General features: G+C 71.3%; 25 protein-coding genes and 3 pseudogenes. 14 read left to right on the top strand and 14 right to left on the bottom strand.

All coding sequences use genetic code 11. The annotated features are described in order from the left end of the window. Window positions 1-46: 46 nt before the first annotated feature. Window positions 47-1,087 carry an NAD(P)-dependent alcohol dehydrogenase gene (locus tag ACIRP2_RS34785; RefSeq protein WP_404257424.1) on the top strand — a complete coding sequence of 347 codons (1,041 nt, stop codon included), beginning with the start codon at window positions 47-49 and terminating at the stop codon, window positions 1,085-1,087. 112 nt (window positions 1,088-1,199) lie between these two features. Then, window positions 1,200-1,499: pseudogene (locus ACIRP2_RS34780) on the top strand (DUF6191 domain-containing protein); the annotation flags it as partial. 167 nt (window positions 1,500-1,666) lie between these two features. Here ACIRP2_RS34780 and ACIRP2_RS34775 read toward each other — a convergent pair. From ACIRP2_RS34775 to ACIRP2_RS34765, 3 genes are read right to left on the bottom strand one after another with little or no spacing between them, the layout of a single operon-like run. Continuing rightward, complete coding sequence (locus ACIRP2_RS34775; RefSeq protein WP_404257422.1) at window positions 1,667-2,371, bottom strand: phosphatase PAP2 family protein; 705 nt, start codon at window positions 2,369-2,371, stop codon at window positions 1,667-1,669. After that, window positions 2,368-2,970, bottom strand: a complete 603-nt coding sequence (locus ACIRP2_RS34770; protein WP_404257420.1) for a phosphatase PAP2 family protein — start codon at window positions 2,968-2,970, stop codon at window positions 2,368-2,370. Before ACIRP2_RS34770 ends, ACIRP2_RS34775 begins: the two co-directional genes overlap by 4 nt. Continuing rightward, the gene (locus ACIRP2_RS34765; protein ID WP_404257418.1) at window positions 2,970-3,638 is read right to left on the bottom strand and encodes a DedA family protein; all 669 of its coding nucleotides are present in this window, start codon (window positions 3,636-3,638) and stop codon (window positions 2,970-2,972) included. The genes ACIRP2_RS34770 and ACIRP2_RS34765 overlap by 1 nt, the downstream gene beginning before the upstream one ends. A 255-nt stretch (window positions 3,639-3,893) precedes the next feature. Between ACIRP2_RS34765 and ACIRP2_RS34760 the strand changes: the two genes are divergently transcribed. The 3 genes from ACIRP2_RS34760 to abc-f all read left to right on the top strand — a co-directional run bounded on the left by ACIRP2_RS34760 (window position 3,894) and on the right by abc-f (window position 7,195). Then, a complete protein-coding gene (locus ACIRP2_RS34760; protein WP_404257681.1) occupies window positions 3,894-4,226 on the top strand; it encodes a BlaI/MecI/CopY family transcriptional regulator in 333 nt (110 codons plus the stop codon). Further along, a complete protein-coding gene (locus ACIRP2_RS34755) occupies window positions 4,223-5,161 on the top strand; it encodes a M56 family metallopeptidase (RefSeq protein WP_404257416.1) in 939 nt (312 codons plus the stop codon). Before ACIRP2_RS34760 ends, ACIRP2_RS34755 begins: the two co-directional genes overlap by 4 nt. Window positions 5,162-5,554: 393 nt before the next feature. Beyond that, window positions 5,555-7,195 (top strand): ribosomal protection-like ABC-F family protein, encoded by a 1,641-nt coding sequence (gene abc-f, locus ACIRP2_RS34750; protein ID WP_404257414.1) that lies wholly within the window; start codon window positions 5,555-5,557, stop codon window positions 7,193-7,195. Between the two features lie 84 nt (window positions 7,196-7,279). Here abc-f and ACIRP2_RS34745 read toward each other — a convergent pair whose 3' ends face one another. After that, window positions 7,280-7,801, bottom strand: a complete 522-nt coding sequence (locus tag ACIRP2_RS34745) for an NUDIX domain-containing protein (protein WP_404257412.1) — start codon at window positions 7,799-7,801, stop codon at window positions 7,280-7,282. Between the two features lie 293 nt (window positions 7,802-8,094). Between ACIRP2_RS34745 and ACIRP2_RS34740 the strand changes: the two genes are divergently transcribed. Beyond that, on the top strand, window positions 8,095-11,544 hold the full coding sequence (locus ACIRP2_RS34740) for a phosphodiester glycosidase family protein (RefSeq protein WP_404257679.1): 3,450 nt from the start codon (window positions 8,095-8,097) through the stop codon (window positions 11,542-11,544). 83 nt (window positions 11,545-11,627) lie between these two features. Here ACIRP2_RS34740 and ACIRP2_RS34735 read toward each other — a convergent pair whose 3' ends face one another. The 3 genes from ACIRP2_RS34735 to dhaK are packed head-to-tail and all read right to left on the bottom strand — an operon-like array spanning window position 11,628 to window position 13,662. After that, entirely contained in the window at window positions 11,628-12,038 is a 411-nt protein-coding gene (locus tag ACIRP2_RS34735) for a PTS-dependent dihydroxyacetone kinase phosphotransferase subunit DhaM (RefSeq protein WP_404257410.1), read from the bottom strand. Continuing rightward, the gene (gene dhaL, locus ACIRP2_RS34730; RefSeq protein WP_404257408.1) at window positions 12,035-12,649 is read right to left on the bottom strand and encodes a dihydroxyacetone kinase subunit DhaL; all 615 of its coding nucleotides are present in this window, start codon (window positions 12,647-12,649) and stop codon (window positions 12,035-12,037) included. The genes ACIRP2_RS34735 and dhaL overlap by 4 nt, the downstream gene beginning before the upstream one ends. 20 nt (window positions 12,650-12,669) lie before the next feature. After that, entirely contained in the window at window positions 12,670-13,662 is a 993-nt protein-coding gene (gene dhaK, locus ACIRP2_RS34725; RefSeq protein WP_404257406.1) for a dihydroxyacetone kinase subunit DhaK, read from the bottom strand. Between the two features lie 273 nt (window positions 13,663-13,935). Here dhaK and ACIRP2_RS34720 point away from each other — a divergent pair. The 3 genes and pseudogenes from ACIRP2_RS34720 to ACIRP2_RS34710 form a co-directional block, all read left to right on the top strand. Next, window positions 13,936-14,154, top strand: a pseudogene (locus tag ACIRP2_RS34720) (zinc-binding dehydrogenase); the annotation flags it as partial. 229 nt (window positions 14,155-14,383) lie between these two features. Beyond that, window positions 14,384-14,836: a WD40 repeat domain-containing protein gene (locus ACIRP2_RS34715; protein WP_404257404.1), complete on the top strand. Its 453-nt coding sequence runs from the start codon at window positions 14,384-14,386 to the stop codon at window positions 14,834-14,836. Between the two features lie 117 nt (window positions 14,837-14,953). Beyond that, window positions 14,954-15,529, top strand: coding sequence for a hypothetical protein (locus ACIRP2_RS34710; protein ID WP_404257402.1), 576 nt, complete (start codon window positions 14,954-14,956; stop codon window positions 15,527-15,529). A gap of 268 nt (window positions 15,530-15,797) precedes the next feature. On the opposite strand, the gene ACIRP2_RS34705 is transcribed toward ACIRP2_RS34710, so the two are convergent. The 6 genes and pseudogenes from ACIRP2_RS34705 to ACIRP2_RS34680 form a co-directional block, all read right to left on the bottom strand. Continuing rightward, a complete protein-coding gene (locus tag ACIRP2_RS34705) occupies window positions 15,798-16,835 on the bottom strand; it encodes a TIGR03571 family LLM class oxidoreductase (protein ID WP_404257400.1) in 1,038 nt (345 codons plus the stop codon). 77 nt (window positions 16,836-16,912) lie between these two features. After that, window positions 16,913-17,743: an aldo/keto reductase gene (locus ACIRP2_RS34700; protein WP_404257398.1), complete on the bottom strand. Its 831-nt coding sequence runs from the start codon at window positions 17,741-17,743 to the stop codon at window positions 16,913-16,915. 17 nt (window positions 17,744-17,760) lie between these two features. After that, window positions 17,761-18,108, bottom strand: a complete 348-nt coding sequence (locus ACIRP2_RS34695; RefSeq protein ID WP_404257396.1) for a nuclear transport factor 2 family protein — start codon at window positions 18,106-18,108, stop codon at window positions 17,761-17,763. Then, on the bottom strand, window positions 18,105-18,551 hold the full coding sequence (locus tag ACIRP2_RS34690; protein WP_404257395.1) for a heme-binding protein: 447 nt from the start codon (window positions 18,549-18,551) through the stop codon (window positions 18,105-18,107). Before ACIRP2_RS34690 ends, ACIRP2_RS34695 begins: the two co-directional genes overlap by 4 nt. Before the next feature lie 40 nt (window positions 18,552-18,591). After that, window positions 18,592-18,858, bottom strand: a pseudogene (locus tag ACIRP2_RS34685) (hypothetical protein); the annotation flags it as partial. A 406-nt stretch (window positions 18,859-19,264) separates the two neighbouring features. Continuing rightward, a complete protein-coding gene (locus ACIRP2_RS34680; protein WP_404257393.1) occupies window positions 19,265-20,263 on the bottom strand; it encodes an SDR family NAD(P)-dependent oxidoreductase in 999 nt (332 codons plus the stop codon). Window positions 20,264-20,346: 83 nt separating this feature from the next. Between ACIRP2_RS34680 and ACIRP2_RS34675 the strand changes: the two genes are divergently transcribed. The 3 genes from ACIRP2_RS34675 (at window position 20,347) to ACIRP2_RS34665 (ending at window position 23,289) form a co-directional block, all read left to right on the top strand. After that, window positions 20,347-21,261, top strand: a complete 915-nt coding sequence (locus ACIRP2_RS34675; RefSeq protein ID WP_404257391.1) for an AraC family transcriptional regulator — start codon at window positions 20,347-20,349, stop codon at window positions 21,259-21,261. A 321-nt stretch (window positions 21,262-21,582) separates the two neighbouring features. Next, complete coding sequence (locus ACIRP2_RS34670) at window positions 21,583-22,482, top strand: GNAT family N-acetyltransferase (protein WP_404257389.1); 900 nt, start codon at window positions 21,583-21,585, stop codon at window positions 22,480-22,482. A gap of 96 nt (window positions 22,483-22,578) precedes the next feature. Continuing rightward, complete coding sequence (locus ACIRP2_RS34665) at window positions 22,579-23,289, top strand: alpha/beta fold hydrolase (protein WP_404257387.1); 711 nt, start codon at window positions 22,579-22,581, stop codon at window positions 23,287-23,289. Window positions 23,290-23,531: 242 nt separating this feature from the next. Here the strand turns inward: ACIRP2_RS34665 and ACIRP2_RS34660 are convergent, their stop codons facing one another. Further along, on the bottom strand, window positions 23,532-23,798 hold the full coding sequence (locus ACIRP2_RS34660) for a GlsB/YeaQ/YmgE family stress response membrane protein (protein ID WP_404257385.1): 267 nt from the start codon (window positions 23,796-23,798) through the stop codon (window positions 23,532-23,534). A 401-nt stretch (window positions 23,799-24,199) separates the two neighbouring features. Here ACIRP2_RS34660 and ACIRP2_RS34655 point away from each other — a divergent pair, with 401 nt between their 5' ends. Together ACIRP2_RS34655 and ACIRP2_RS34650 are read left to right on the top strand one after the other, a co-directional pair. Further along, window positions 24,200-24,982: an isoprenyl transferase gene (locus ACIRP2_RS34655; RefSeq protein ID WP_404257383.1), complete on the top strand. Its 783-nt coding sequence runs from the start codon at window positions 24,200-24,202 to the stop codon at window positions 24,980-24,982. Window positions 24,983-25,156: 174 nt separating this feature from the next. Beyond that, window positions 25,157-26,089, top strand: a complete 933-nt coding sequence (locus ACIRP2_RS34650) for a UTP--glucose-1-phosphate uridylyltransferase (protein WP_404257381.1) — start codon at window positions 25,157-25,159, stop codon at window positions 26,087-26,089. The last annotated feature ends 58 nt before the right edge of the window (window positions 26,090-26,147 follow it).

Below are 26,147 nucleotides of genomic sequence, written 5' to 3'. Positions count from 1 at the left end.
GGGGAACGGGGGCGAGCAACAGTCAGTAAAGAGCGAGGAGAACCCCATGAAGGCCGTCCAGTACCGCGCCGTCGGCTCGGCACCCGAGGTCGTCACCGTGCCCGATCCGGAGCCCGGCCCCGGCCAGGTGATGCTCAAGGTCACCGCCGCCGGTGTCTGCCACTCCGACATCGCCGTGATGAGCCGGCCCGCGGAGCAGCTGCCCTTCCCGCTGCCGCTCACCCTCGGCCACGAGGGCGTCGGCACCGTCGCCGCGCTCGGCGACGGGGTGAAGGGACTCTCGATCGGAGAGTCCGTCGCCGTCTACGGCCCCTGGGGCTGCGGTACGTGCGTCAAGTGCGCCGAGGGCAAGGAGAACTACTGCCTGCGCGCCAAGGAACTCGGCATCACGCCGCCCGGGCTCGGCTCGCCCGGCGCCATGGCCGAGTACATGATCGTCGACGACCCCCGCCACCTGGTGCCGCTCGGTGACCTCGACCCGGTCCAGGCCGTGCCGCTCACCGACGCGGGCCTCACCCCGTACCACGCGATCAAGCGGTCCCTGCCCAAGCTGGTGCCCGGCGCCACCGCCGTCGTCATAGGCACCGGCGGTCTCGGCCACGTCGCGATCCAGCTGCTGCGTGCCATGACAGCCGTGCGGGTCATCGCCCTCGACGTCACGGACGAGAAGCTGGCCCTGGCCCGTGCCGTCGGCGCCCACGAGACGGTGCTCTCCGACGCGCACGCCGCGGCGAAGGTCCGTGAACTGACCGGCGGCGTCGGAGCGCAGGTCGTCCTCGATTTCGTCGGAGCCCCGCCGACCGTCGCCACGGCCGGGGCCGCGGCCGCCATCGACTCCGATGTCACGATCGTCGGCCTCGGCGGCGGCGCGCTGCCGGTCGGCTTCGGCTCGCTGCCGTACAACACGACGGTGACCTCCCCCTACTGGGGATCGCGCGCCGAACTCACCGAGGTGCTCGACCTCGCCCGCGCCGGAGCCGTCGAGGTCCACGTCGAGACCTACACGCTGGACGAGGCGCCGCTGGCCTACGAGCGGCTGCACGACGGCAGGATCAACGGCCGCGCCGTCATCCTCCCCAACGGCTGACGGGTCGGACCCCGATCCTCAGCACGGTGCGGGCCGTCGCGCGGTGCGACGGCCCGCACCGTCATTCCCGCGACCGATGCGCACCGTACCGTGCGTCGGCACCACTGGGCCGATGGAATTCGTCGCGCTGATGACACTGCCCGGGCCGGTGATCGGCCTGACCGTCGTCGCCCTTCTCGACCAGCTGATGCTCCGAGCGGGGCGGGCCGGCCTGCTGCCGTGGCGCAACAGTGCCCGCCGGGGCCAGGTGTCGGCGACCGGGTTCGAGCAGTTGGACGCGAGCTTCTCGCCCGGCAAGCAGAGCGAGCTCAAGGAACGCCGGAGCGCCCTGTTGCTGCGCGACGACGAGGAGGACGGCGCCCCGCCCCACCGCTCGACCGTCGACCTCGAGGGCGGCCGCGCCGTCATCCGCCCGACCGGCCACTCCTGGACTCTCTCGTTCGGATCGTGCCCGGCTCGCGTGCCCCGGTACCCGCACTGCGGCGCAGCACCGGGTCCGCCGCGGTCCGGGTGGGACGCACGGGAGACACGAGGGGCATCGCACGGACCTCGTTGTAGGTGCGGCCCGAACGGGACCGGTCACCGCGAAAGCGGCGCCGTCCGTATCAGCGCGGTCCCGAGCCCCACCCAGACCGTGGCGAACAGCCATCCGGCGAGCACGTCCGTCACCCAGTGCACCCCGAGCAGAACCCGGCTCAGGCCGACGGCCGCGGCCCAGCAGACGACCAGGGCGGCGCCGGCGACACGAAGCGGACGAGGCACCCGCCGGCCCTGCGCCCGGACACCGATGGCGGTGAGCAGCAGACCCGCCATCAGCGCGGACGTCGTCGCGTGGCCGGAGGGGAAGGCGAAGCCCGAGGCGTGCGTGGCCCAGTCGCCCAGCGGGGGGCGGGGCCGGGCGATCACCCTCATGAGGCCGTAGCGGACGCCCTGCCCGAGCAGCAGGAAGGCCAGGGCCCCCGCTGCCTGTCCCAGCCGTCGACGCGTGTCACCGCCCGCGACCAGCCCGGCCGTCACCGCCGCGGCGTACGGGAACACCCCGGTGCCGGTGGCCGTGACGGCCCGAGCGGTCGCCACGAGGCCCGACGGCCGGTGCCCCGACGACCAGTGGTGGAGGGCTCGGTCCAGGGCCGACGGGGAGCCGTGCCGGGAGGCCAGGACGAGAGTCGTCAGCACGACGAATCCGAGCAGCCCCACCAGCGCGGCCCCCAGCGGAGCGCGGAGAGATAACGCGGCGGGCGCGGACGACCGGCCGCCCGCGAGCGCCGAAGCTTCTCCGGTCACCGGTTGGCCACCAAGAGGCGCAGCGGGCTCTCGCGCAGCCGCACCACAGCCGGGGCGCAGCGTCGTGCCGCGATCGTCAACGGCCAGGCGACCAGCGCGCCGGTGACCACCCCGACGAGCACGTCGTGCGGGTAGTGCACACCGATCCAGACCCGGGACGCCGCCATCAGCAGTGCGGCGGGCACCGCGACAGCCCCGAGTCGGCGGTCGGTCAGCCAGATCGCCACTGCCGCGGCCGCCGCGATGGCGGCATGGTTGCTGGGGAAGGACCAGTCGCCGAGTGCGGGGCACGCCTCCACCGTCACGACGTGGAGGGTCTCGCAGGGCCGCTGCTCGTGGAAGAGCGACTTCACCACGTCGTTGACGAGATACGCGGCCACCACCACGAGCGGCGCACAGAGCGCCATGGCGGTGCGGGCGGGCCCCGCCGAGCGCGAGCGCCACCAGGACGCGAGCATCAGCAGGGCGAACAGAGCGAGCCCGTAGTCCGACCAGAGGCGGACGACCGAGTCCAGAGCGGCGGGGGAGCGCTGGGCCAACTCGGTGATCCAGGTGTAAAGACCACCGTCGATCGAGGTGGCGGTGGAGGCGAGTGGCATCAGCTGTTCTCTCCTTCTGCGGTGCGCCGGCCGCGGGAACGCAGCAGTTCGGCGGCGAGCGGGATGAGGGAGACCACGACCACGACAGCGACGATCGGCAGCAGGTAACGGTCGACGTTGGGCACCGACGAGCCCAACGCGTACCCCGCGAGGACCAGCCCCACGGTCCACACCGCCCCGCCGACGACCTGCCACAGCGTGAACAGTCCGGCAGGGACGTTGAGCGCCCCGGCGAGCGGATTGAGTACCGTGCGTACGACGGGCACGAAGCGGGCCAGCACGATCGCCCGCGCATGGCCGTATCTGCCGAGCAGCTCCTCGGCGCGGGCGGCGCCCTCGTGCAGCCGCTTGGCGCGGCTGCGGGCGAGAAGGGCCCGGCCACCGCGGCGGCCGATCCAGTAACCCGTCTGCGCACCGAGCAGCGCACCGGCGACGGCGGCGATCAACACCTGCGGCAGCGACAGATGGACCGGACCGTGGGTGCCCGACACGCAGAGAAGGCCCGCCGTGAACAGCAGCGAATCGCCGGGCAGGAAGAAGCCGACGAGCAGTCCCGTCTCGGCGAAGAGCACGACGGCGACGCCGAGTGCACCGAATGCTCCGAGCAGTGAACCTGCGTCCAGCACGTTCACCGCTTGTGGCGCGGCCGCCAGTGAGAATACGGACACGGTGGTGGGTCTCCCATAATGGTGAGCGGGCGGCCCGACGGAACGCCCGGACTGACTACAGTGATGTAGACGGTCTACGTCACTGTAGACGCCCGAAGGGGGAGGAGAGTTCCCATGTCCCAGGTGAAGGGGATATCGAGCGGAGAACCCGCCCCCCGCCCGCAGGGCGAAGCGGTCCCGGGGCCGTCACCGGACACGGCGCCCGAGGGCGCGACGCCCCATCGCACCGCATCGGAGCGGCGTCCGTCCGGCGAGCTGGAATCCACGATCCTGGCGGCCCTGTGGGCGGCCGAGGCGCCGCTCACCCCCGGCCAGGTGCAGGGCGCGATCGGGGCGGCGCTCGCCCGCACCACCGTCACGACGATTCTGTCGCGCCTCTACGAAAAGGGTACGGTCACCCGCACCCGGGCCGGCCGCGGATTCGCCTACACCCCGACCGAGGACGCACCCGGACTGACCGCCCGCCGGATGCACAGCGAGCTGCGGAAGGAGGAGGACCGCAGCACCGTGCTGGCGCGATTCGTGTCACAGCTCACCGACGAGGACGAGCAGTTGCTCCGGGACCTGCTCGACGGAGAAGCCCGATGATCTATGCCGTATGGGTTCCGCTGCTGATGCCCTGCGTCGCGGTACCCGCCGCCCGCCGGCTGGCGGACGCCCTGTCGCCCGTACGTGCCGTGCGGCTGCTCGCCTCGACGGGCGCCGGTCTCGCCCTGTGCAGCGTGCTCGCCCTGGCCCTGCTGGTGGTGCCCGGAGCCACCCGCTTCTCCGCCGTCTCCGCCCTCGGCGAACTCGTCAGACCGCTCTCCGACGCCGCTCCCGTCGTCGCCGTCCCCCTCGCGGCTGCGGCACTGGCGCTGCTCGCGGGCTGCACCGTGGCGGTGGCCCGTGCCGCCCACCGCCACTGGGCGGAACTGCACCGGGCCGCGCGGTCGCCCGGGTGCACGGAGGGCGAACTGGCCGTCCTGCGCGACAGCCGCCCCGACGCCTACGCCCTGCCCGGGCGTCCCGGCACTCCCGGCCGGATCGTCGTCACCACGGGCATGCTGCGCGCCCTGGACCCCGCCGAACGCGACGCCCTGCTGGCACACGAACGCGCGCATCTCACGGGCCGCCACCACCTCTTCATCGCCGCCGCCGAAATGGCAGCCCTCTGCCACCCCGCGCTGCGTTCGCTGCGCGCCCCCATGCGCTACGCCCTGGAGCGCTGCGCCGACGAGGCCGCAGCCTCGGCGGTCGGCGACCGCCGGGTCGCCGCCCGGGCCATCGGCCGCGCCGCCCTCGCCGCCCGAGCCGCCGAGGGGGCCGCCCGGCCCCGGCCACGAGCGGCGCTCGCCGCGGCCGCCGGACCCGTGCCCCGTCGCGTCGCCGCGCTGCTCGGCCGGAGCGCCCCGCGCCCCCGCGTGGGCCGGATGGCCGCCGCGGCGCTGCTGGCCTGCCTCGTCGTCTCCGGGGCCGCCACGTTCGACGCGACGAACGATCTGCACAGCAGTATCGAAGCGGCTCAGGGCCAGAATCCCTAGCACGCCCCTCCTGACTCCTTCGAAGCGGCTCCTCGCGACCTGCGCCATGGCAGGCCGTGACCGCGAGTCACATGGTGCGGACGCGGACGGATCCGACATCTCCCGAACCGACGGGGAACACCTGCGCCCACCGGGTACGCCTCGTCCGAACCGGCCGGAGGCGGTCGGAAATTCTCCCGGACCGCCCCCGGCCACGGCTACACTGACGCCCATGGGTTCGTACTACTTCTTTCGCTGATTCCGGGCAGGGACGCCGCCACGCGACGTCGAGCGTCGCCGGGTGACCCCGAGGGTCCCCCCTGCGTGCCGCGATCCCTTCCGCCCGTCCGGCATCCCCGCCCAGCCGCGCACCGTCGTGCGCCGCCGAGGCATGTCACCTCAGGGAAAGCACCCATGACCCCTCAGCACGCCCGCGCCCAGCTGACCATGAAGGACGTCTCCAGGATTCACGGGGACCGAACCGTCCTCGACCAGGTGTCGCTCACCGTCCGCCCCGGAGACAGAGTGGGAGTGATCGGTGAGAACGGCTCCGGAAAGTCCACGCTGCTCCGGCTGATGGCCGGAGCGGAGGCACCGGACAGCGGCGAGATCGCTGTCCGCTTCCCCGGCGGCACAGGACACCTCTCCCAGACCCCGGTTCTCGCCCCCGACCACACCGTCCAGGACGCCGTCGACACGGCCCTCGCCGAACTGCGCGCGCTCGAACGGGAGATCCGCGCCGCCGAGGAGGCGCTCTCCGGAGCCGGAGCCCCGGACGACCACCGACTCGCCGCGTACGGCGATCTGCTGACGGCGTACGAGGAGCGCGACGGATACCGGGCCGACGCCCGCGTCGACGCCGCGCTCCACGGCCTCGGAATCGGCCGTCTCGCCCGTACCCGGGTCCTCGGCACGCTGTCGGGAGGCGAACGGTCCCGCCTCGCGCTCGCCTGCGTGCTGGCGGCCGACCCCGAACTCCTGCTGCTCGACGAGCCGACCAACCATCTCGACCTCCGCGCCACCACCTGGCTGGAGGAACGCCTGCGCGCCCACCGCGGCACCGTCGTCGTCATCACCCACGACCGGACCTTTCTGGAGCGGACCACCACCGTCGTCCTGGAGGTCGATCGTGATCTGCGCGGCGTCGTCCGGTACGGGGACGGCTGGGCCGACTACCGCACGGCGAAGGCCGCCGCCCGCCGCCGCTGGGCACAGGACCACCAGGAATGGCTGGACGAGGTGGCGCGTGCCGAAGAACTCGTGAGCGCGGCCGGACGACGCCTCGTCGGGACGGGAAAGGACCCGGGGGAGGGCTGGGGCAAGCACCGTCGTTCGCACGAGGCCAAGCTGTCCGGTCGGGTCCGGGCAGCCAGAAGCCGCCTGGACGGGCTGCGCGGGGCGCCCGTGCCCGCCCCTCCCCGGCCCCTGCGCTTCCGCGCCGACATCGCCGTCGCCACCGACAGCGATGCGGAACCCGGACCGCTCGTCGCGCTCCGCTCCGTCGCCGTCGGCGACCGGCTGCGGCTGCCGGAGTTGCGTGTGGACCCCGGGCAGCGCCTCCTGGTGACCGGCCCCAACGGTGCCGGGAAGTCCACCCTGTTGCGCGTCCTGGCCGGAGACCTCACCCCCGATGCGGGAACGGTGCTCCGTCGGGCCAGGATCGGATACCTCCCCCAGGAGCTCCCCGTGCGGCCGACACGCCGCTCCTTGCTGGCGACCTTCGCCGCCGGGCGGCCGGGCCACCCGGACGAGCATGCCGAGAGCCTCCTCACTCTGGGCCTGTTCCGTCCCGAGGACCTGACGGTGCCGGTGGCCGCCCTCTCCATCGGCCAGCAACGACGCCTCGCACTGGCCCGCCTGGTCACCCGCCCCGCCGACCTGCTGGTGCTCGACGAGCCGACGAACCACCTCGCGCTCAGCCTGGTGGAGGAGGTCGAGACGGCGCTCGCCGAGTACCGGGGAGCCGTGGTCGTCGTCTCGCACGACCGGAGCTTCCGCAGCCGCTTCACCGGTGACCGGCTGGAACTGCGCGAGGGCCGCCCGGTCGTGCCGTGACACCCTTCGGCCGCGGCCGGACAAGCGTCGGCCTGCAGGGTTCGTACAAGCGGGAGGCCGGCCGCGCGACGGCGAACAGCCCGTTCAGGAGCCGTCCTGAGCGGGCGTCACCCGTCCACCCTCCACGTGCTCCCGCAGCCGGTCGAGGAAGACCCGCTGCCCGGTGACCAGACGCTCGGCCGCCTCCCGGGGGGCGTACCAGGCGAACCGGTCGACCTCGGGGAACCGGCGCGACACACCGGACCCCCGCGGCCACTCCATGGTGAATGTCCCGGGAACGGCCGTGGCGGCATCGAGATCAGCCTCCAGCGCCCACACCGTCACGGTCTTGCCGCCGGACTGACGGGCCTCACCGAGTGCCACCCACTCACCCTCCGGTGCCGGACGGCCGAACTCCTCCTCGAACTCACGACGGGCGGCCGCCGCGGGCTCCTCGTCGGGGCCGTACTCACCTTTCGGGATCGACCATGCCGCGCTGTCCCGGCCCGCCCAGAACGGGCCACCCATATGGGCGATGAGCACCTCGAGCCCGGCCCGGTCGGCTCCCGACGGCCGGCGGAACAGGAGTAGACCCGCGCTGCGCGTGGAGCGTTTCCGGGATGACATGCCCTCAAGTCTGCGTGCCGGTACCGAACACGCCCGACGACGACACCCCGTCCCGTTGGCCGTCTTTGTCATCGAGTCGACGCGTCCTGTTTCCCCCGAGGTCCCCGATGCCCTCTGGTGCGCCGCTGTGCGCGCGGACATGCTGTCCGCCGACAGCGCTTTCTGCCCGTGCACCGGGCCGCGCGACCATCGCGATTCCAGGAGGATCTGTGGCCCGAGGCACAGTCGACAGAACGACCCGATGGCGCTTCGGGGCCGGGGGAGACCACAGGCCGGTCGCGCGACCGCTCGTACTGTTCGCCACGGTCTGCGCCCTGACGGGCGGCGCGATCTCGCCCGCCCTCGCCGATTCGAACCCCGACCCCCGTCCCCGTACCTCCGCCGAGGTCCTCAGACCGGTCGCCCCGCCACCCGCGAGCAACCCGGCAGGGGACCTGGGAACGGTCGTGGACGGCGAAGGGATCGAGACCGCTCGCACGTCGCGCCCGATCGCCCCCGGCGTCCGTCTCAGCTCGTACGACCGGCTGGAATCCGACACATGGCTGCGGGTCGACTCCCTCTCCGTGGATCTCGCCGGCAGCGGGGTGCACGCCGACTACCTCTCCTCCGGCAAGGTCTCCGAACGGCACACGGTCTCCGAACTCGCCGCGGGACACGACGCGGGCCACGGCCGCCGCACCGTCGCGGCGATCAACGGCGACTTCTTCGACATCAACCAGACCGGTGCGCCGGAGGGGATCGGCATCAAGGACGGGGTCACCGTCCAGTCCCCGGCGCCGGGAGCCGACCGGGCCGTCGGCATCGGTCCCGGCGGCGCGGGCCGCATCCTGAACCTCTACTTCGAGGGAACGCTCACACTCCCCTCCGGGCAGCGGCCGCTCGCCGCGTACAACGCCGCCAATGTGCCGGCCGGGGGAATCGGCGCCTACACCTCCACCTGGGGCAGCGCCGACCGTGCCCTCACCGTGGACGGAGCGACCCCCGTCGTCGAGGCGGTCGTACGGGAGGGCAAGGTCGTCTCCGTCGCGCACGGCCCCGGATCGGGAGCAGTCCCCGACGGCACCACCGTCCTCGTCGGCCGTGAGGCCGCGGCCGCCGCCCTCGACGCCCTGAAGCCCGGCGATCCGGTGTCCCTGACCTACCGGGCACGCACCGACGGCGGAGCCGTGCCCCGCACCGCGGTCGGCGGCCGCGAACTCCTCGTCGTCGACGGGGTCGCGCAGAATCACGACGGCGAGGGCAACAACACCGCCGCACCCCGTACCGCCGTCGGCTTCTCCCGGGACGGACGGAACATGCAGATCCTCACCGTCGACGGGAGGCAGGCCGACAGCGGTGGCGTCACCCTCACCGAGCTCGGCCTGATGATGCGGCGCGCCGGGGCGTACAGCGCACTCAACCTGGACGGCGGCGGATCGTCGACCCTCGTCGCGCGCGAGCCCGGCAGCGACGCGCTCCGCGTGGAGAACAGCCCGTCCGACGGGAGCGAACGCACCGTCCCCAACGGTCTCGCCCTCACCGCTCCCGACGGCAGCGGCCGGCTCCAGGGGTTCTGGGTCCAGCCACGCACGCCGGCCGGTTCCGCACCGGGCGTCGATCCCGTCAAGGGCGGCCACCCCGACCGCGTCTTCCCTGGCCTCACCCGGCGCCTCACCGCGACCGGGTACGACGAGACGTACGGCCCCGCCCAGGGCACCCCGCGCTGGCGTACGGAGCGGAGCGCCGTCGGTGCGGTCGACGGCAACGGGCTCTTCACCGCGCGCCGCGGCGGCACCACCGACATACATGCCGAAAAGGGAGCGGCGCACGGCACCACCACCCTGACGGTCCTCGACCGGCTCGCCCGGATCGAGCCGACCACCCGACGGGTGGGTCTCGCCGACGCCGACGCGACCGGCACCTTCGGCATCGTCGGCCTCGACGCCCACGGCGCCAGCGCCCCCGTCGAGCCGCGCGACGTCGCGCTCGACTACGACCGCGCGCTCTTCGACATCCGCGACGACGGCCGGGGCTCCTTCAGCGTCACCTCACGCACCGGAGCCGGCGCCGGGCAGATCAGGGCGACCGTCGCCGGTGCCACGACCGTCCTCGCCGTCAGCGTCGGCCTCGCCGAGCAGGCCGTCTCCTCCTTCGACGACGCGGACTCCTGGAAATTCAGCCAGGCACGGGCGAGCGGATCCCTCTCCGGCACGCCCGACGGACACACCGGGACCGGCCTGAGGCTCACCTACGACTTCACCCGGTCCACCGCCACCCGCGCCGCCTATGCGGCCCCGCCCCAGCCCGTCCCCGTGCCCGGCCAGCCCCAGTCGTTCAAGCTGTGGATCAAGGGCGACGGGAAGGGCGCCTGGCCGACCCTCCACCTCAAGGACGCCGCAGGTTCCGACCAGTTGCTGCGCGGACCGTACGTGACGTGGACCGGTTGGCGGCAGATCACCTTCGCGGTCCCTCCCGGAGCCGCCATGCCGCTCTCCGTGTCCCGCTTCTACCTCGCGGAGACCGCGGCAGCCCAGCAGTACACCGGCGAAATCGTCATCGACGAGCTCACCGCCCAGGTGCCGCCCACCGTCGACCTTCCCGAACAGGCGGCACCGGCGGACCCGTTGATCGATCCGGCCGCCGTGACCGAGCGCCGGGACTGGCGGTTCGCCGTCATGTCCGACGCCCAGTTCGTCGCCCGCGACCCGGACAGCGCGATCGTCACCCAGGCACGGCGCACCCTGCGCGAGATCAAGGCCGCCCGACCGGACTTCCTGGTGATCAACGGTGACCTCGTCGACGAGGGATCGCCCGCGGACCTGGCCTTCGCGCACCGGATCCTCACCGAGGAACTCGGCGACTCGCTGCCGTGGTACTACGTACCGGGCAACCATGAGGTGATGGGCGGCAGCATCGACGGTTTCGTCACCGAATTCGGACCCGCCCAGCGGACGTTCGACCACAAGGGCACCCGATTCATCACTCTCGACACCTCCGGCCTCAGCCTGCGCGCCGGGGGTTTCGCCCAGATCAAGGAGCTCCGGGCCCAGCTGGACGCGGCGGCGAAGGACCGGACCGTCGACTCGGTCATGCTCATCGAGCACGTGCCGCCGCGAGACCCGACCGTACAGAAGGGCAGCCAGCTCGGGGACCGGAAGGAAGCGGCCCTGATCGAACAGTGGCTCGCCGACTTCCGCCGTGCGACGGGCAAGGGGGCCGCCTTCATCGGCGGCCACGTCGGGGTCTTCCACGCCTCGCACGTCGACGGAGTGCCGTACCTGATCAACGGCAACTCGGGGAAGGCACCGGCCGGGCCGGCAGACGAGGGCGGCTTCACCGGCTGGTCGCTGGTCGGCGCCGACCGCATCGGCTCCGGTGAACAGGCCACCGCCCGGCAGCGGCCGTGGCAGGGGGGTCCCGACTGGGTCTCCGTGCAGACCCGTGCGCATGTCGACACGCTGGAGATCGGCGCGCCGGCGGTGCTCGGCACCGGAAGCCGGGCCGAGGTCACGGCGACCGTCGTACAGGGTGGCCGCCGTGTCCCGGTCGGCTTCCCGCTGGCCGCCGACTGGACCGGATCCCCGAATGTCCACATCGGTGACCGCGACGGTGTCCGCCAACGCCACACGGCGGTCCTCGACCCGTCCACCGGCACCCTCACCGGGCTCCGGCCGGGCACCATCACGCTCGCTGTCACGGTCAACGGCACGACACAGAAGGTGCAGGTCAGGATCGGGGCAGCCGGGTCCGCACCGGCGGCCTGACAGCCCGAGAACCTGCCCGGAGCCGCCCCGCACCCCTGAAAGCCGGGTGCGGGGCGGTCTCATGGACCGTGGAATCTCGGCTGCTACACCTTGCGATATCCGTATGCCTCGGACGCCGCGGCCGCCACCTCCGCGATGTCGCCGCCCGCCGACGCGGTGACCACGGCGGCCACGGCGCCCTCCAGGAACGGCGCGTCCACCAGTCGCGATCCGTCCGGCAGTTCGTCGCCGTCGGCCAGCATCGTCTTGACCGTGAGTACCGCGCTGCCCAGATCCACCAGTAACGCGACCCCCGCACCGCCGTCCACCGACCTGGCGGCCTCGGCGATCAGCTCCTCACTGGTCCCGAGACCACCCGCGGGCGTGCCACCCGCGGCGGCGACCGGCGCCGTCGCACCACCGGCTGCGAGGCCCCTGGCCAGCTCGGCGACGGACTCGGCCACCGGGCCGCTGTGCGAGACCAGCACGATCCCGACCTGCTTCCCGCCGCTCATGCGTCACCTCCGTCGGCGCCACTGGTCTCGGCCAACGCGGCGATCAGCAGCGCGGAGGACGTCGCCCCGGGATCCTGATGCCCGATGCTGCGCTCACCCAGATAGCTCGCCCTGCCCTTGCGGGCCTGTAGCGGCACCGTCGCCAGTGCTCCCGCCTCGGCCGCCTCCCGGGCCGCCCCGAACGAGGTGTCGAGTGCCTCGGCGGCCGGCAGCAGCGCGTCGAGCATCGTCTTGTCCCCGGCCTGCGCCCCACCCAGCTGCGCCACGGCCGCGACGCCCACCCCGAGCGCCTCCGCCAATTGCTGCGGAGACACGGTGGGCGCGTCGCCCAGCGCCTTTCCGGTACGTCGCAGCAGCGTCCCGTACAACGGCCCCGAGGCCCCACCGACCGTCGAGATCAACTGACGCCCGGCGAGCATCAGCACAGCACCCGGGGTGGTCGGCTGTTCCTTGTTCAGGAGCGTGGTCACCGCGGCGAATCCGCGCTGCATGTTGCTGCCGTGGTCGGCGTCCCCGATCGCCGAGTCGAGCTCGGTGAGGTGGTCCGCCTCACGGTCCACCGCGGTCGCGGCCGCGGTCATCCAACGGTGGAAGAAGTCGGCGTCGAGCACATGATCTCCTTGTCGGCGGGTCAACGGCCCCAGCGCAGCGCCGGAGTCTCCACCGGCGCGTCCCAGAGGCGCAGCAGCTCCTCGTCGACCTGGCAGAGCGTCACCGAACAGCCCGCCATGTCGAGCGAGGTCACATAGTTCCCCACGAGCGTACGAGCCGCCACCACACCCCGCTCGGACAGCACCCGCTGCACCTCGGCATTGAACCCGTACAGCTCCAGCAGTGGCGTCGCACCCATCCCGTTGACCAGCACGATCACCGGTGCGGTCGGCTGCAGGTCTTCCAGCACCGCGTCCACCGCGAAGTCCGCGATCTCCCGCGACGTCATCATCGGACGCCGCTCCCGCCCCGGCTCGCCGTGAATGCCGATGCCGAGCTCCAGCTCGCCCGACGGCAGGTCGAACGTGGGGGACCCCTTGGCGGGCGTGGTGACGGCGCTGAGCGCCACCCCGAAACTCCGCGACGCCTTGTTCACCCGTCGGGCGACGGCCTCCACCCGCTCCAGTGGCGCACCCTCGTCGGCCGCCGCCCCGGCGATCTTCTCGACGAACAGCGTCGCGCCCGTGCCGCGCCGCCCGGCCGTGAACAGGCTGTCGGTCACCGCCACGTCGTCATCGACGAGCACCTGGGCGACCTGCACCCCCTCGTCCTCGGCGAGCTCGGCGGCCATCTCGAAGTTCAGTACGTCACCGGTGTAGTTCTTGACGACGAAGAGCACCCCCGCCCCGCTGTCGACCGCGGCGGCGGCCCGGACCATCTGATCCGGCACGGGCGAGGTGAACACCTCTCCCGGACAGGCTGCCGACAGCATTCCCGGCCCGACGAACCCGGCATGCAGGGGTTCGTGCCCCGATCCGCCCCCGGAGACGAGCGCCACCTTCCCCGCCACGGGCGCGTCACGCCGTACGACGACACGATTCTCGACATCCACGGTGAGCTCGGGATGAGCGGCGGCCATACCGCGCAGCGCATCCGCGACAACGGTTTCGGGGACGTTGATGAGCATCCTCATGGGTACCTCCTGGGGAGCTTGGCAGGTGAGTCTTCGATCTGTGTTCTTGCTGGTCGGATTAGGTATGGACAGTTCTCGACCATGGCGGATCGTGGCGGATCGTGGCGGTTCGTGGCGGCCGGAAGCGGGCTGTGGCAGTACTGATGCTGACTCAATGCTGACTTTTATGACAGTCCGCCAGGTCTGCTGGTCGGATGCGGGTCGGCTGAAGTTCTCCTGCCGGAAGTATCGACCTTGCGGGGGCGAAGATCACGTGGGCGGGCGCTCAGGCGCGTGGCCGGCGCGCTGGGCAGCATCGCCGGGCAGCTCGCCCGCCTGTGCGGAGCGTCCCGGGTGATCGGTTCGGCCCGCTCCGAACAGAAGGTCCGCCACCTGCGCAAGACGCTCGGCTTCGGCCACGCCTTCGTCCACCACGGAGGGATACGCCGGCACCTCCACGACCTGGAGGTCCACTTCGACAACGTCGGCGGGTCACACCTGGAGGCGGCCGTCGACGCCCTGAAGCCGCACGGCCGGGCGGTCATGGCCGGCGGCATGGAGGAGATCCTCTCCGGCCGACCGCTCGGGACACGCAACATGCTCTCGGCGATGGCGCGCCGGACTCGTCAGCCTGTGGAACGTCACCCGCCCCGACGACGTCAAGCCCGCGAAAGCGCCCCTGAACCTCGACTGCCCCGACGTTTTCTCCCATCGTGTCGCGTTCAGCCCCGACGGTCACACCTTGGCCGCCGCATGCGACGACGGCGCCGGAACCATCAGCCTGTGGAACACCACCGACCCGACCCACCCCGGCCGTTCCCTGAAGGCCGGGCATCGCGTCAACTCCCTGGCGTTCAGCCCCGATGGCCGCACCCTGGCCGCCGGATCCAGCGACAGCAAGGTCCACCTGTGGAATGCCACCGACCCCAACCACCTCACGCGCAGGGGCAGCCCCCTGACTGTCCCCGGCGGCAGCCTGTGGTCGGTGGCGTTCGGCCCGGACGGTCACACCCTGGCTGCCACCACCGACGACGGCATGGCCACGCTCTGGGACCTGAACGTCGAGTCCGCCATCAGCCGTATCTGCGCCGGCAGCAATGGAGCCCTGAGCCGACAGCAATGGAGCCGATACGTCACCCAACTGCCGTACGAACCAACCTGTGTGACCACCCAGCACTCCAGCCGTAGAGGATGATCTGGCTGGTTGCTGGAGTATGTGTCGTAGGCAGTGGCCATGGTGGGCGTTATGGCCACGGTGTCGGGGACTCCGGCGGAAGCCGGTTGTCGGTCCCCCTGGGTAGGGTTCCGAGGCATGGTGCCCAAGAGTTTCTACGACTTGAGGTTTGGTGTGTCTCCCGGCGGGGCCAGGAAGGACGCGCACCACATCTGCGGCAGTCTCGAGGAAGCCATGCGTGCGCTGGACTCCGAACTCGATGACTACATCAACGTATGGCTGCTGTTCGACTACGGCCCCAGTACTGCGCTGGCCCTGGACGTGTACCAGCAGGGCGAACGAGTGCGTTCGATCGATCTTCACCCGTTCATCGCGATCCGAGTCGACGGCTACCCGGACATCACCTTCCGCGGACCAGGCAAGCCGACCGGCTACGCCGTTGGCGCGGATGATCCGGAGAAGGTGAGGATGGTGCTTGCCGACGGGATGTTCGAAGGCGACCTCGACGGAAGGACCGAGGTCACTGTGGACTGGGACAGCATCCTCGTCCCACCGCTCGTGGGCGACATCGCGGAGCACGGTGACTACGTCAAGCTTGGCGATGGCCCCCTCGATGACCTTGGCGACCTCGATGACCTCGACGAGGACGAGTTGGCGGATGAGCTGATCGACCGGGGCTGGGTCGAGTACGGGGATCACGACTTCGAGGCGTGAGCCGGGTGGGGAATGACCTTCGGACTCCACCGTGGATGCCCAGTTTCATGGTTCTTGGGTGGTTTGTCGTCGGTCATGGCCATCGTGGGTTCGGGCCTGGTGACGCTGCCGCCGGTAGGACCAGCGGATTCGGTGGGCTGAGTCCTGAATGGGTTGGACGGCCAGGACGGTGAACAGGTGCTGGACCTCGTTGCAGCTCAGCGGGATCAGCTGGTCCGGTGCTGGATGCTGGGCGTGTTCGTCGGCCGTTATGAGGACGCCTTGTCGTCTACGAGGGGTGCGTGACCTGCCTCCGCCCGTCTGTCGTGACCGGTGCGGCCGACCGGGTGGGGAAGCGGGGCAGGACGGCGTCGGCGAGTTCCTGCAGCACCTCGTCGACGGGCCGGTCGTTGGGCCGCAGATTGAAGGAGACATGGGCGACGCCGAGCTCGGCCATCTGCTCCAGGTGATGGATCAGAGCCTTGCTGCCGGTACTGAGGCCGAGCCGGATGGGGCGGGGTGGGGCGCCGGCGTCACGCTGCAGATCCAGGACCATGGGAGTGAGGTACGGCTTGTTGTCGTGCCCGGTGAGCTGCTGCCACGCGCGGGTCCTCAGACGTAGGGCGCCGAGGTCACGGGGGTAGTTGAGTGAGGCGTCGGCGTGCCCGGCGATCCACTCGGCGGTCTGCTGTGCACCTCCGGCGACGGCGATCGGGATGCCGGCCGCATGGATCGGGTGGGGAAGGACCTCCAGCTGACGGTCGGCGTCGAGACCGGCCCGGGGCAGTTCCAGCGGGCCGCCGCGCCAGGCGGCGCGCAGGGTCTCGAAGCCTTCGCGGAAGGCCGTGCCGCGGGTGTCGAAGTCGCGTCCGAACAGCGGATATTCCACGGGGCGGTCTCCGCTGGCGACCCCGAGCAGCATGCGGCCGCCGGACAGGACGTCCACGGTGGCAGCGGCCTTGGCGACCAGCAGTGGCTCGCGCAGGGGCAGGACCACGGCACCGGTGCCGAGGACGACGTGGTCGGTGACGGCGGCGAGATGGCCGAGGTGGGTGAAGGCCTCGAAGACCGATCCGGCGTCGCCGAACCGTACGGGGTCGTAGAGCGGGACGTCGCGCAGCCACAGGGCGGCGAAGCCGAGCCGGTCCGCCAGTCGCGCGAGCCGGGTGTGCTCGGCCAGGTCGGGAACGCCGAAGGGGCGACCGGCCGCCCGGTCGACGCGCTGACGTGCCGGACCCCAGTCGTTGTCCAGGGGAAGTTCGAGGCCGACGGTGAGACGCCCGTCGGCGGGGGTGAGGCGGGCGAGTGCGGGGTGCGGGGTTGCCACGAGGGTGTCCTTCCGGGATGGACGGGGCTCCGTTCCGGGCGGCCTGCCCGGAACGGAGCGGGGCGGGATGTACCGGCTCAGTTGAGCTCGTCGGGGTGCGGACCGGTCCGCAGCCCGCGATCGAGTGAGGTCACGGTCCGCATCTCCTCTTCCGTGAGTGCGAAGTCGAATACGTCGAAGTTCTGGCGGATCCGGGCCGGGGTGACCGACTTCGGGATGACGATGTTGCCGAGCTGCAGGTGCCAGCGGATGACGACCTGGGCGGGGGACTTGCCGTACGCGGTGGCGATGGCGCCGACCGCGGGATGGTCGAGAACCGCGCCCTGGGCGAGCGGGCTCCACGCCTCGGTGGCGATCTCGTGCTCGGTGTGGAAGGTCCGCAGGTCGGCCTGAGTCAGGCCGGGGTGCAGCTCGATCTGGTTGACGGCCGGGGTGAGCGTCGCGCTGTCCAACAGCCGCCGCAGGTGGCCGGGCTGGAAGTTGGAGACGCCTGCGGCGCGGATGCGCCCTTCCTGGGCGAGGCGTTCGAGGGCGCGCCAGGAGTCGCGGTACAGGTCGCGCGCGGGCGCCGGCCAATGGATCAGGTAGAGGTCCACGTGATCGAGGCCGAGCTTGGCGAGGCTGGTGTCGAAGGCGCGCAGGGTGGCGTCGTAGCCCTGGTCCGCGTTCCACAGCTTGGTGGTGACGAACAGTTCCTCGCGCGGCAGTCCGGACGCGGCGAGGGCGCGGCCGACGCCGGTCTCATTGCCGTAGATCGCGGCCGTGTCGATGCTGCGGTAGCCGGTCTCCAGTGCGGCGGTGACGGCGGCGGTGGTCCGGTCGTCGGGGACCTGGAAGACGCCGAAGCCGAGCTGGGGGATCTCGACGCCGTTGTTGAGCGTGACGGTGGGGACGGTGGACGGTGCCATGACGTGCGGGTGTTCCTTCAGTCGGTACGCGGGGAGAGGGTGTAGCGGACGGTCTGCGCGCTGATGAGGCCGTCCCGGAAGACGAAGGTGTCGACGCCGTCGATGACCTCGTGGTCGGCACCGGTGGCGGTCCACTGCAGGAACAGCACATTCCCGGCGAACTGCGGAGTCAGCCGCCAGTCGGCGTCCGGGAGGTCGGCCAGCAGACGACCGATCCCCTCCTTCACACCCTGGCGACCCGTCAGGGTGCCGTCGGGGGCGAGGAAGACGGCATCCTCCGTGTAGTTCTGGCTGATCAGGTCGAGGTCTCCGGTGCCCAGTCGGTTGCCGTGGTCGGCGAAGACCTCCTGCGGAGTGCGGGTCACAGGGAAAGCTCCTCACATGCGGTGGTGGCGAAGGCGTGGTCCTGCTCGGGAGCGCCGCCGCCGACGCCGAGGGCACCGATCAGCCGGCCGCTGCGACGGACGGGGACGCCGCCGGCGATGAACAGCAGTGGCCGGTCGAGCGCGGTGGGCAGGGAGTGGAAGGGCCCGTCGGGCTTGACGAGGTCGACCAGTTCCGCGGTCGGGGCATCGAGCTGCAGGGCGGTGTAGGCCTTGCGGGTGCTGGTCTCGCCCGAGATCAGGACCGCCCGGTCGTCGCGCCGGAAGGCGAGCAGGTGGCCGCCGGCGTCGAGGACGGTGACGCTGACCGCGACCCCGGCCGCCTCGGCGGCGCGGCCGGCCGCCGTGATCAGGATCTCGGCGTCCGCGGTGGTGAGCGGGGCGACGGCGGGACTGACCGCAGGAGTGACAGTGGTGGTGCTCATGGGGTGCTTCTCCTTGGACGTGCTGGAAGTGAAAGGGGAGTCAGAGGTGTACGGGGGTGCGGACGGCGGCGCCGACGGGCTCGCTCGCGGGGGCGCGGCGTTCCCGGGCGGCTGACCAGAAGGCGAGGACGAGCGCTGCGGCGGCGAGGACGATGGTGATCGCGGCGAGGATCTCGCTGTGCGCGGTCGGAGTGCACAGCGCGAGCACGACCGCGAGGCCGCCGAGAGTGACGTACGGCATGGGCATCAGCGTGCGGTCGGCGAGGCGACCGCCGAGCAGGTTGCCGAGGAACATGCCGATCCCGAAGGCCCCGACTGCCAGGGCGAGGAGCGCGAGAGGCATGGGCTCGATCCTCCTCCGATTGCTTGATTGAGCTCGTAGCGTGACTCCACAATAATTGCATGCGCGTGATAAATGCAAGCGCGGGTAATGCGTGTGCTCTGAATCAAGGTGGTCGCGAGATGCGACGCCGGCGGTGGAGGGCTGCCCGGGGCGGCTTCGGTGGCCGATGCGGCCGGGGTTGGTCGTGGGCGTGCTCCGGATGAGTGCCTGCGGGCTCGTTCCCGTGGCTCGGTGCGGGCCCGGAGCGAGGGGGGCTCGTGTGATCCTGCCGGTCGGGGCTGCGTTCGGGTGCGCCCACTGCCTCGGGCCGTAGAAGTGGATCGAGGTCGCCGCGTGGGCGATGTTCACGGGTCGGCGGTGCGGATGGCGGTCACACAGTACGGAGGGCGGCGGCGCCGTACTCCCAGAGCCGGTCGGCTGCCTCCCGGTCGAGCGCGTGGGCAGCCACGCCTCCGGGCTGATCCCCGTCGCCCTGGACGACCCGTGCCTCCTGGTTGTCCTCGAAGTAGCGGCCGGTGACGCCGTCCAGGAGAGGTGAGGCGGCCAGCAGGGCGGAAGTGGAGGCCCCCTGGGCCGGACTCTTGTAGTACGGCGGCGGCGTCAGGTTTCCGGCGCCGTCCATCACGCCGAACGAGCGCATGGTGTCGCCGTCGAGGTGCCGCTGCAGGCGGGTGAGGATGAAGCCCGGGGCGAGCGCGTTGGCGGCGATGCCGTCGGCCGCCCAACGGCGGGCACCCACCGTGAACAGGATGTCGGCGGACTTGGACTGCCCATAGGCCGCCCAGGGGTCGTACGGCCGCCGCTCGAAGTGCGGATCGTCGAAGTCGAAGGGGGCGCCCCGATGGGCGCCGGAGCTGACGACCACGATGCGGGCGGAGCCGGCGTCCCGCAGAGCCGCGTGCAGACGGGTGGCAAGTGCGAAGTGGCCGAGGTAATTGGTGGCAAGCTGCATCTCCCAGCCGCCCGGGGTGAGGACGCGTGCGGGAAGGGCCATGATCCCGGCGTTCGCGACGAGGATGTCGAGAGGTCCGCGCCAGGCTCGTGCGAAGGCGTCGACCGAGGGTGGATCGGACAGATCGAGTCTCGCTGTGCGTACCCGGCCCGCGCCGCGGGCGGTGGCGAGCCCCCGGACGAGCGGCTCTGCGGACTTCGGGCGGCGCGTGGCGATCGTGACCTCCGCACCGGCGGTGGCCAGGGCCCGGACGGTCTCGGCTCCGATACCCGAGCCGCCGCCGGTGACCACCGCACGTCGACCGGTGAGATCGACTCCGTCGATCACCTCTTCTGCGCGGGAGTGGGAGGGGAAGGGGGTGGTCAGGAGGATGGATTCGTCGTGCGAGGGCCTGTCGGCCCGGGGGTTCGTCGTCATACGTCAACGCTAGGACGACCAGGCTGGACGTTCTATGATTGATGGTCCCAATTTCTTTAGCATCAGTCCGAACGGGAGTGATGGTGGATCCTCTTGAAGATGTGCTGACCCTGCTGGAGACACGCAGCCATCTGTCCGTGAGCCTGGCGGCGGGAGGGCGGTGGGCCGTGCGGTTCGACGCCCCCGACGGCGTGAAGTTCAATGCCGTCCGGCGCGGCTCCTGCCTGTTGGAGGTCGACGGGGTCGACGAGCCGATCGAACTGGCGGAGGGCGACTGCTATCTCCTCGCACGGCAGCGCTCCTTCACGCTCCGCAGCGATCCGGATGCCGTCCCCGTCGCCGCCGCCCCTCTGTTCGCCCGGGCCGAAGGTGGCATCGCCAGGGCCGGCCGGGGCGACGACGTGTTCCTCGTCGGAGGGCGCTTCTCCTTCAGGGCCGGCGCCCGCGAGCTACTGCTGGACAGGCTGCCCCCGGTCATCCGTGTTCCGGCCGGCACCCGGCATGCGGAGACGGTGCAATGGGCGCTCGCCGCGATCGATCAGGAGCTGACGCACCGACAGATGGCCTCCACCCTGGTGGCCGAGCATCTCGCCGTCGTCATGCTGGTCCATGTGCTGCGTCTGCACCTGGCGCACGAGCCGCACGGGGTGTCCGGATGGCTGGCAGGCCTCGGAGATCCCGTGGTCGCCACTGCGCTGGCCTCCCTGCACAACGATCCGGCGCGGGCTTGGACCGTGGCCGGACTGGCTCGTGCTGCCGCGGTGTCCCGGTCCACTCTGGCCGCTCGCTTCAAGGCCACGGTCGGGCAGGGGCCACTGGAATACCTCACGCGGTGGCGCATCGAGCTGGCGGCCCGGCAACTGCGGGAAGGCGGTGCCACACTCACCTCCATCGCCCACTCCGTGGGATACGGATCGGAAAGCGCCCTCAGCGTCGCCTTCAAAAGAGTGCGGGGAAGGTCTCCCGGTGACTACCGCAAGCATGCGCTCATGCCTTGATGCCGTCGCGGAGGAGACCGTCAGGACCATGACCGGGAGTTGCCCGGACTCCGCTCCATACCTCGGGTCGTGACCGGTCGCCCTGCCCGGCTCCTGCTCTCCTCGGCCACGCCCGACCGTCGCACCACCCGTGCCGCGTACAACGCGGCGGGAGAAGTGGGGACGGCCGCAGACCCGAAGGACGTGGCCCCCGGGCTCCGCGGCGACGGCCTCGGCCGACAGGCCGAAACTGCCGAACCCGCCGGGCGCAGGAGCGCCACGGGGCCGGTCCGTTCGGCAACTTCCTGGGCCTGGGCGACATTCGCTGACTAGAGTCAGAGAATGGATTCAGTGCAGATCGATCGGGTACGGCGGTTCAACCGCACCGTGACCGAACGCGTGGGTGTGCTCCACGACCACTACTTGGGCCGCGACCGGCCCGTCGGCGAGGCCCGGCTTCTCTGGGAGATCGGCGAACACGGCCGGGACGTACGGCGGTTGCGCGAACGCCTCGGGCTCGACTCCGGATACGTCAGCCGCCTGCTTCGTTCCCTGGAGACCGATGGCCTGGTGACGGTGGAGCCGCAGCTTCGGGACAGGCGGGTGCGCACCGTTCGGCTCACCGAGGCGGGTCGCGCAGAGTGCGCCGTGCTCGACGGTCGCAGCGACGAGCTGGCAGTCTCTCTTCTGGAGCCGCTCAACGCCGCCCAACGCGCCCGGCTGGTCGCTGCCATGGCCGAGGTCGATCGGCTGCTGACTGCCGCGACGGTCACGCTGGACGTCGTCGATCCGGACCATCCCGAGGCCGAGCACTGCATGCGGTGCTACTTCGCCGAACTGCGGGAGCGCTTCGAGGCCGGTTTCGATCCCGAGCGCAGCCTGCTGCCCGACGCCGGTGAACTCCGCCCGCCGCACGGCCTGTTCCTGATCGCCCGGCTGCACGGAGAACCAGTCGGCTGCGCCGGTCTGAAGCTGCCACCCGGCGCCCCGGCCGAGGTCAAACGAATGTGGGTCGCCCCGCAGGCCAGGCGGCTGGGTCTCGGCCGCCGGTTCCTGGCCGAACTGGAAGCGCGGGCTGTCGAGGACGGCCGAGTCGTACTGCGGCTGGACACCAACAAGGCACTCGACGCCGCGATCGGCCTGTACCACTCCTGCGGCTTCCAGGAGGTCCCCGCCTTCAACGCCGAGCCGTACGCCCACCATTGGTTCGAGAAGCGGATCGTCACCCCGCCGACGGGATGACGGTGGACAGTCGCGTGCCGGCCGCGCCCCGCCCCGCGATTCGGCCGCCGGTGAACGCCGATCCTCCGGCAGGACCGTCCCGTACAGTCTCGGGACATGATTGATCTCCGTTCGGTCGACGTGGGAGGAATCCGGCTGGCCTACGAGGTCTCGGGCCGGTCGGACGCTCCGCCGATCCTTCTGCTCCACGCGTTGGGAGAGGACGCCACCGACTGGGAGGCGGCGGTGATACCCGGCCTCGCCCGCAGTCGGCGTGTGTATGCCCTCGACCTTCGCGGTCACGGCCGAAGCGACTGGCCGGGGGACTACTCGCTCGAACTGATGCGGTCCGATGTGCTCGGCTTCCTGGACGCGCTGGGACTGGACACGGTGGACCTGATCGGGCACTCCATGGGCGGCGTCGTCGCCTACCTGCTCGCGGAGGATCATCCGCAGCGGGTGAGCAGGCTCGTCCTGGAGGACGTTCCGGCCCCGCACCCCCGGGAGCGGACCATCCCGACCAGGCCGGACGGTGATCTGTCCTTCGACTGGGAGATGGTGACGGCCGTCAGGAAGCAGATCGACGTGCCCGACTCCGGGTGGCTGCATCGGCTCGGCGCGATCACGGCCGACACTCTCGTGGTGGCCGGGGGACCGGGCAGTCATGTGCCCCAGGACGGCATCGCCGAACTGGCCCGTCGGATCCCGGGCGGGCGGGTGGTCACGATTCCGGTCGGACACCTGGTCCACCGCGCGGCGCCGGAGGCGTTCATGAAGGCGGTCTCGGAGTTCCTGTCGGTGGAGGAGGACATCCGTCCTGGCCGGTGACCGGTCGGCCGGCCCGCGAGAAGCCTGGCCGACTGTCCCGGCTGATCGTCGAGTGCGACCGGCTGTCGGCTCCTGCCCCACGCACCCGACCTGAACGCGGTTCAGGCATCCGGTCCGTGCTCCGGCGCACCGCCGGGGGCAACCGCGCGTGCTGCCGACGGGCACCGACACCCGGTGCCGCCCTGCCGCCCTGCCGTCCGGCAGGGCGGCAGACTCTGCGTCCGCGAGGTGGAACGGGCGGATCAGTGGGTGCGGCGCCCCGAGACGAGCCGGTAGACGGCCAGCACGATGACGGATCCGACGACGGCGGCGATCCAGGTGGAGAGATGGAAGAAGCCGTTGATCGAGTGCACGCCGAAGACGACCTTCCCGAGCCAGCCGCCCAGAAGGCCTCCGACGATGCCGATCAGCATGGTGATCAGGCAGCCGCCGGGGTCCTTGCCAGGCATCAACGCCTTGGCGATCGCACCGGCCAGCAACCCGATCACGGCCCACGCAATAATGCCCATGGCGCACGCACCTTTCATCAGAACGCCGTTGTTGGCGGAGTACCACCCTCCCTCGTGCCCCACTCCGATTTCCGCAAACTCGCTGGCCACCACGGTGGGACAGCACCATCGGCGGGCTGTCGGTCCCTTCTGGGGCGCGGCGTGACGCTGCCGGCGTGTCACGGCCCCCGGACGAAGAACCTGCTGTCGGGCGACGCCTTGTACATCGTGATCGCCACACCCGCCCGAGCCCGGTCGAACACGATCGACGGCCGAGCGGCCGGGCCGGACGGACGGCCCGGCCGCCGCGTTTCCTTCCGGTCAAGTGGCCCGTGCAGCAACGTCATTGGGTCGCTCGCCGGAGGCGGCGAGGGTGCCTGGTAGGGTCGCCGGACGGTAGCCAGGCACGATGGAGAAGGTTCATGAAGCTGCTCCCGCTGTTCCTCCGACGGCCGATCGAAGCGGTGTACGAGCGTCGACTGGCTGCCACTCTGGAGGGGCTGCCACGCCCGCGGCATGTCGGGATCATGGTCGACGGCAACCGCCGCTGGGCACGACAAGCGGGACACACGGACGTTTCGGAGGGATACCGGGCGGGCGGTGCCAAGGTGACCGAGTTCCTGGGCTGGTGCACCGCCGCCGGAATCGAGCACGTGACCCTCTTCATGCTCTCCGACGACAACCTCGGCCGCCCCGCCGAAGAGCTCGGCCCGCTGATCGAGATCATCGAAGAGACCGTCCGGGACATCACGGCCGAAGGCCGTCCCTGGGAGGTCCAGGTGATCGGCTCGCTCGACATGTTGCCCGGCGCCAGTTCCCGGGTGCTCAAGGAGGCCACCGCCGCAACGGCCGGGTGCGGCGGGCTCAAGGTGGACGTCGCGGTCGGCTACGGCGGCCGACGCGAGATCGTCGACGCGGTGAAGAGCGCCTTCGAGGAACACATGGCAGCCGGTGGCGACCCGGCCGAACTGGTCGAGCGGTTCGAGATCGAGGACATCTCCCGCCACCTGTACTCGCCGACCGCCGACCACACCGACTTCATCATCCGGACCTCCGGCGAGCAGCGGTTGTCCGGCTTTCTGCTCTGGCAGTCCGCGTACGCCGAGATGCACTGGGTGGACTGCTACTGGCCGGCATTCCGGCACCTCGATTTTCTGCGCGCACTGCGTTCGTACGCGAATCGCGAACGACGATTCGGCAAATGACCGGATGACCGTCCCCGGCGCGGGGACGTGCCGCTCCGTGACTCCTTCCTGTGCCGGTGACCGCCAAATCGGTCCGGATCGGTGATTGCCGCACGGCCGTGGGCCGGAGCGTTGGTAGCGTCGGAGGATGCCGCGCCGTCCGGCGAGGTGTGCCGTTCGACCGAGAGAGATCTGATGCCCCCGACGATCCGCAGGGCGGTGATCCCCGCCGCCGGGCTCGGCTCCCGCCTTCTGCCCTTGACCAAGGCCACCCCGAAGGAAATGCTGCCGGTCGGCGACAAGCCGGTGATCGAGCACACCGTGCGCGAACTGGTGGCGTCCGGCATCACGGACATCACCATCGTCGTCTCCGGTGGCAAGTCCCTGATCCAGGACCACTTCCGGCCCAACCCCGTCCTGGTCGACCAACTGCGTGCCGACGGCAAGACCGCGTACGCGGACGCCGTGGAGGAGGTCGCCGAACTGGCCCGCCAGGGCCACATCACCTACCTCGACCAGCACGGCCCGTACGGCAACGGCACACCGGTGCTCAATGCCGCCAGGCACCTCGGGGACGAGCCGATGCTGGTGCTCTGGCCGGACGACGTGTTCGTGGCCGAGGTGCCCCGCGCCCAACAGCTGATCCGTGCATACGAGGCGACCAACTGCCCGGTGCTGGCGCTCATGCCGATGGATCCGGGCGACTCCCGGCGCTACGGGGTGCCGGTGGTCAAGGAGGATCTGGGCGACGGCCTGCTGCGCATCGTCGGCCTGGTCGAAAAGCCCGAGCCCGCCGACGCCCCCTCGGCGTACGCGGCCATCGGCGGCTACGTCATCACCCCCGGCATCATCGAGGAACTGCGCGAGCAGACCGGGCGCTGGCACGAGCACCGCGACGGCGAGGTCTACCTGACCGACGCCATCAATGCCTATGCCTCCGGCCGCGCGGTGTACGGGCAGGTCATCTCCGGCCGCTGGTACGACACCGGCAACCCGGCGGACTACCTCGTCGCCCAGATGGCTTTTGCTCTGGCGCATCCCGAGTACGGGCCCGTCCTGCGCCGCCTCGCCCGCGAACTCGGCGACGGCGAGCACTCCGCATCCGGCACGGAGACCGTCCCGGCCTGATCAGCCGCTCCCTCAGGGGCGCCCGCCCACGGCGCGCGGCCGGCCCGGGTGAGCGACT

Origin of the sequence: Streptomyces sp. NPDC101194, assembly GCF_044767885.1 — a bacterium.
Lineage (GTDB): Bacteria > Actinomycetota > Actinomycetes > Streptomycetales > Streptomycetaceae > Streptomyces.
Note: the sequence above shows the minus strand (reverse complement) of the source record. Positions and strands in the feature narration are given on the sequence as shown.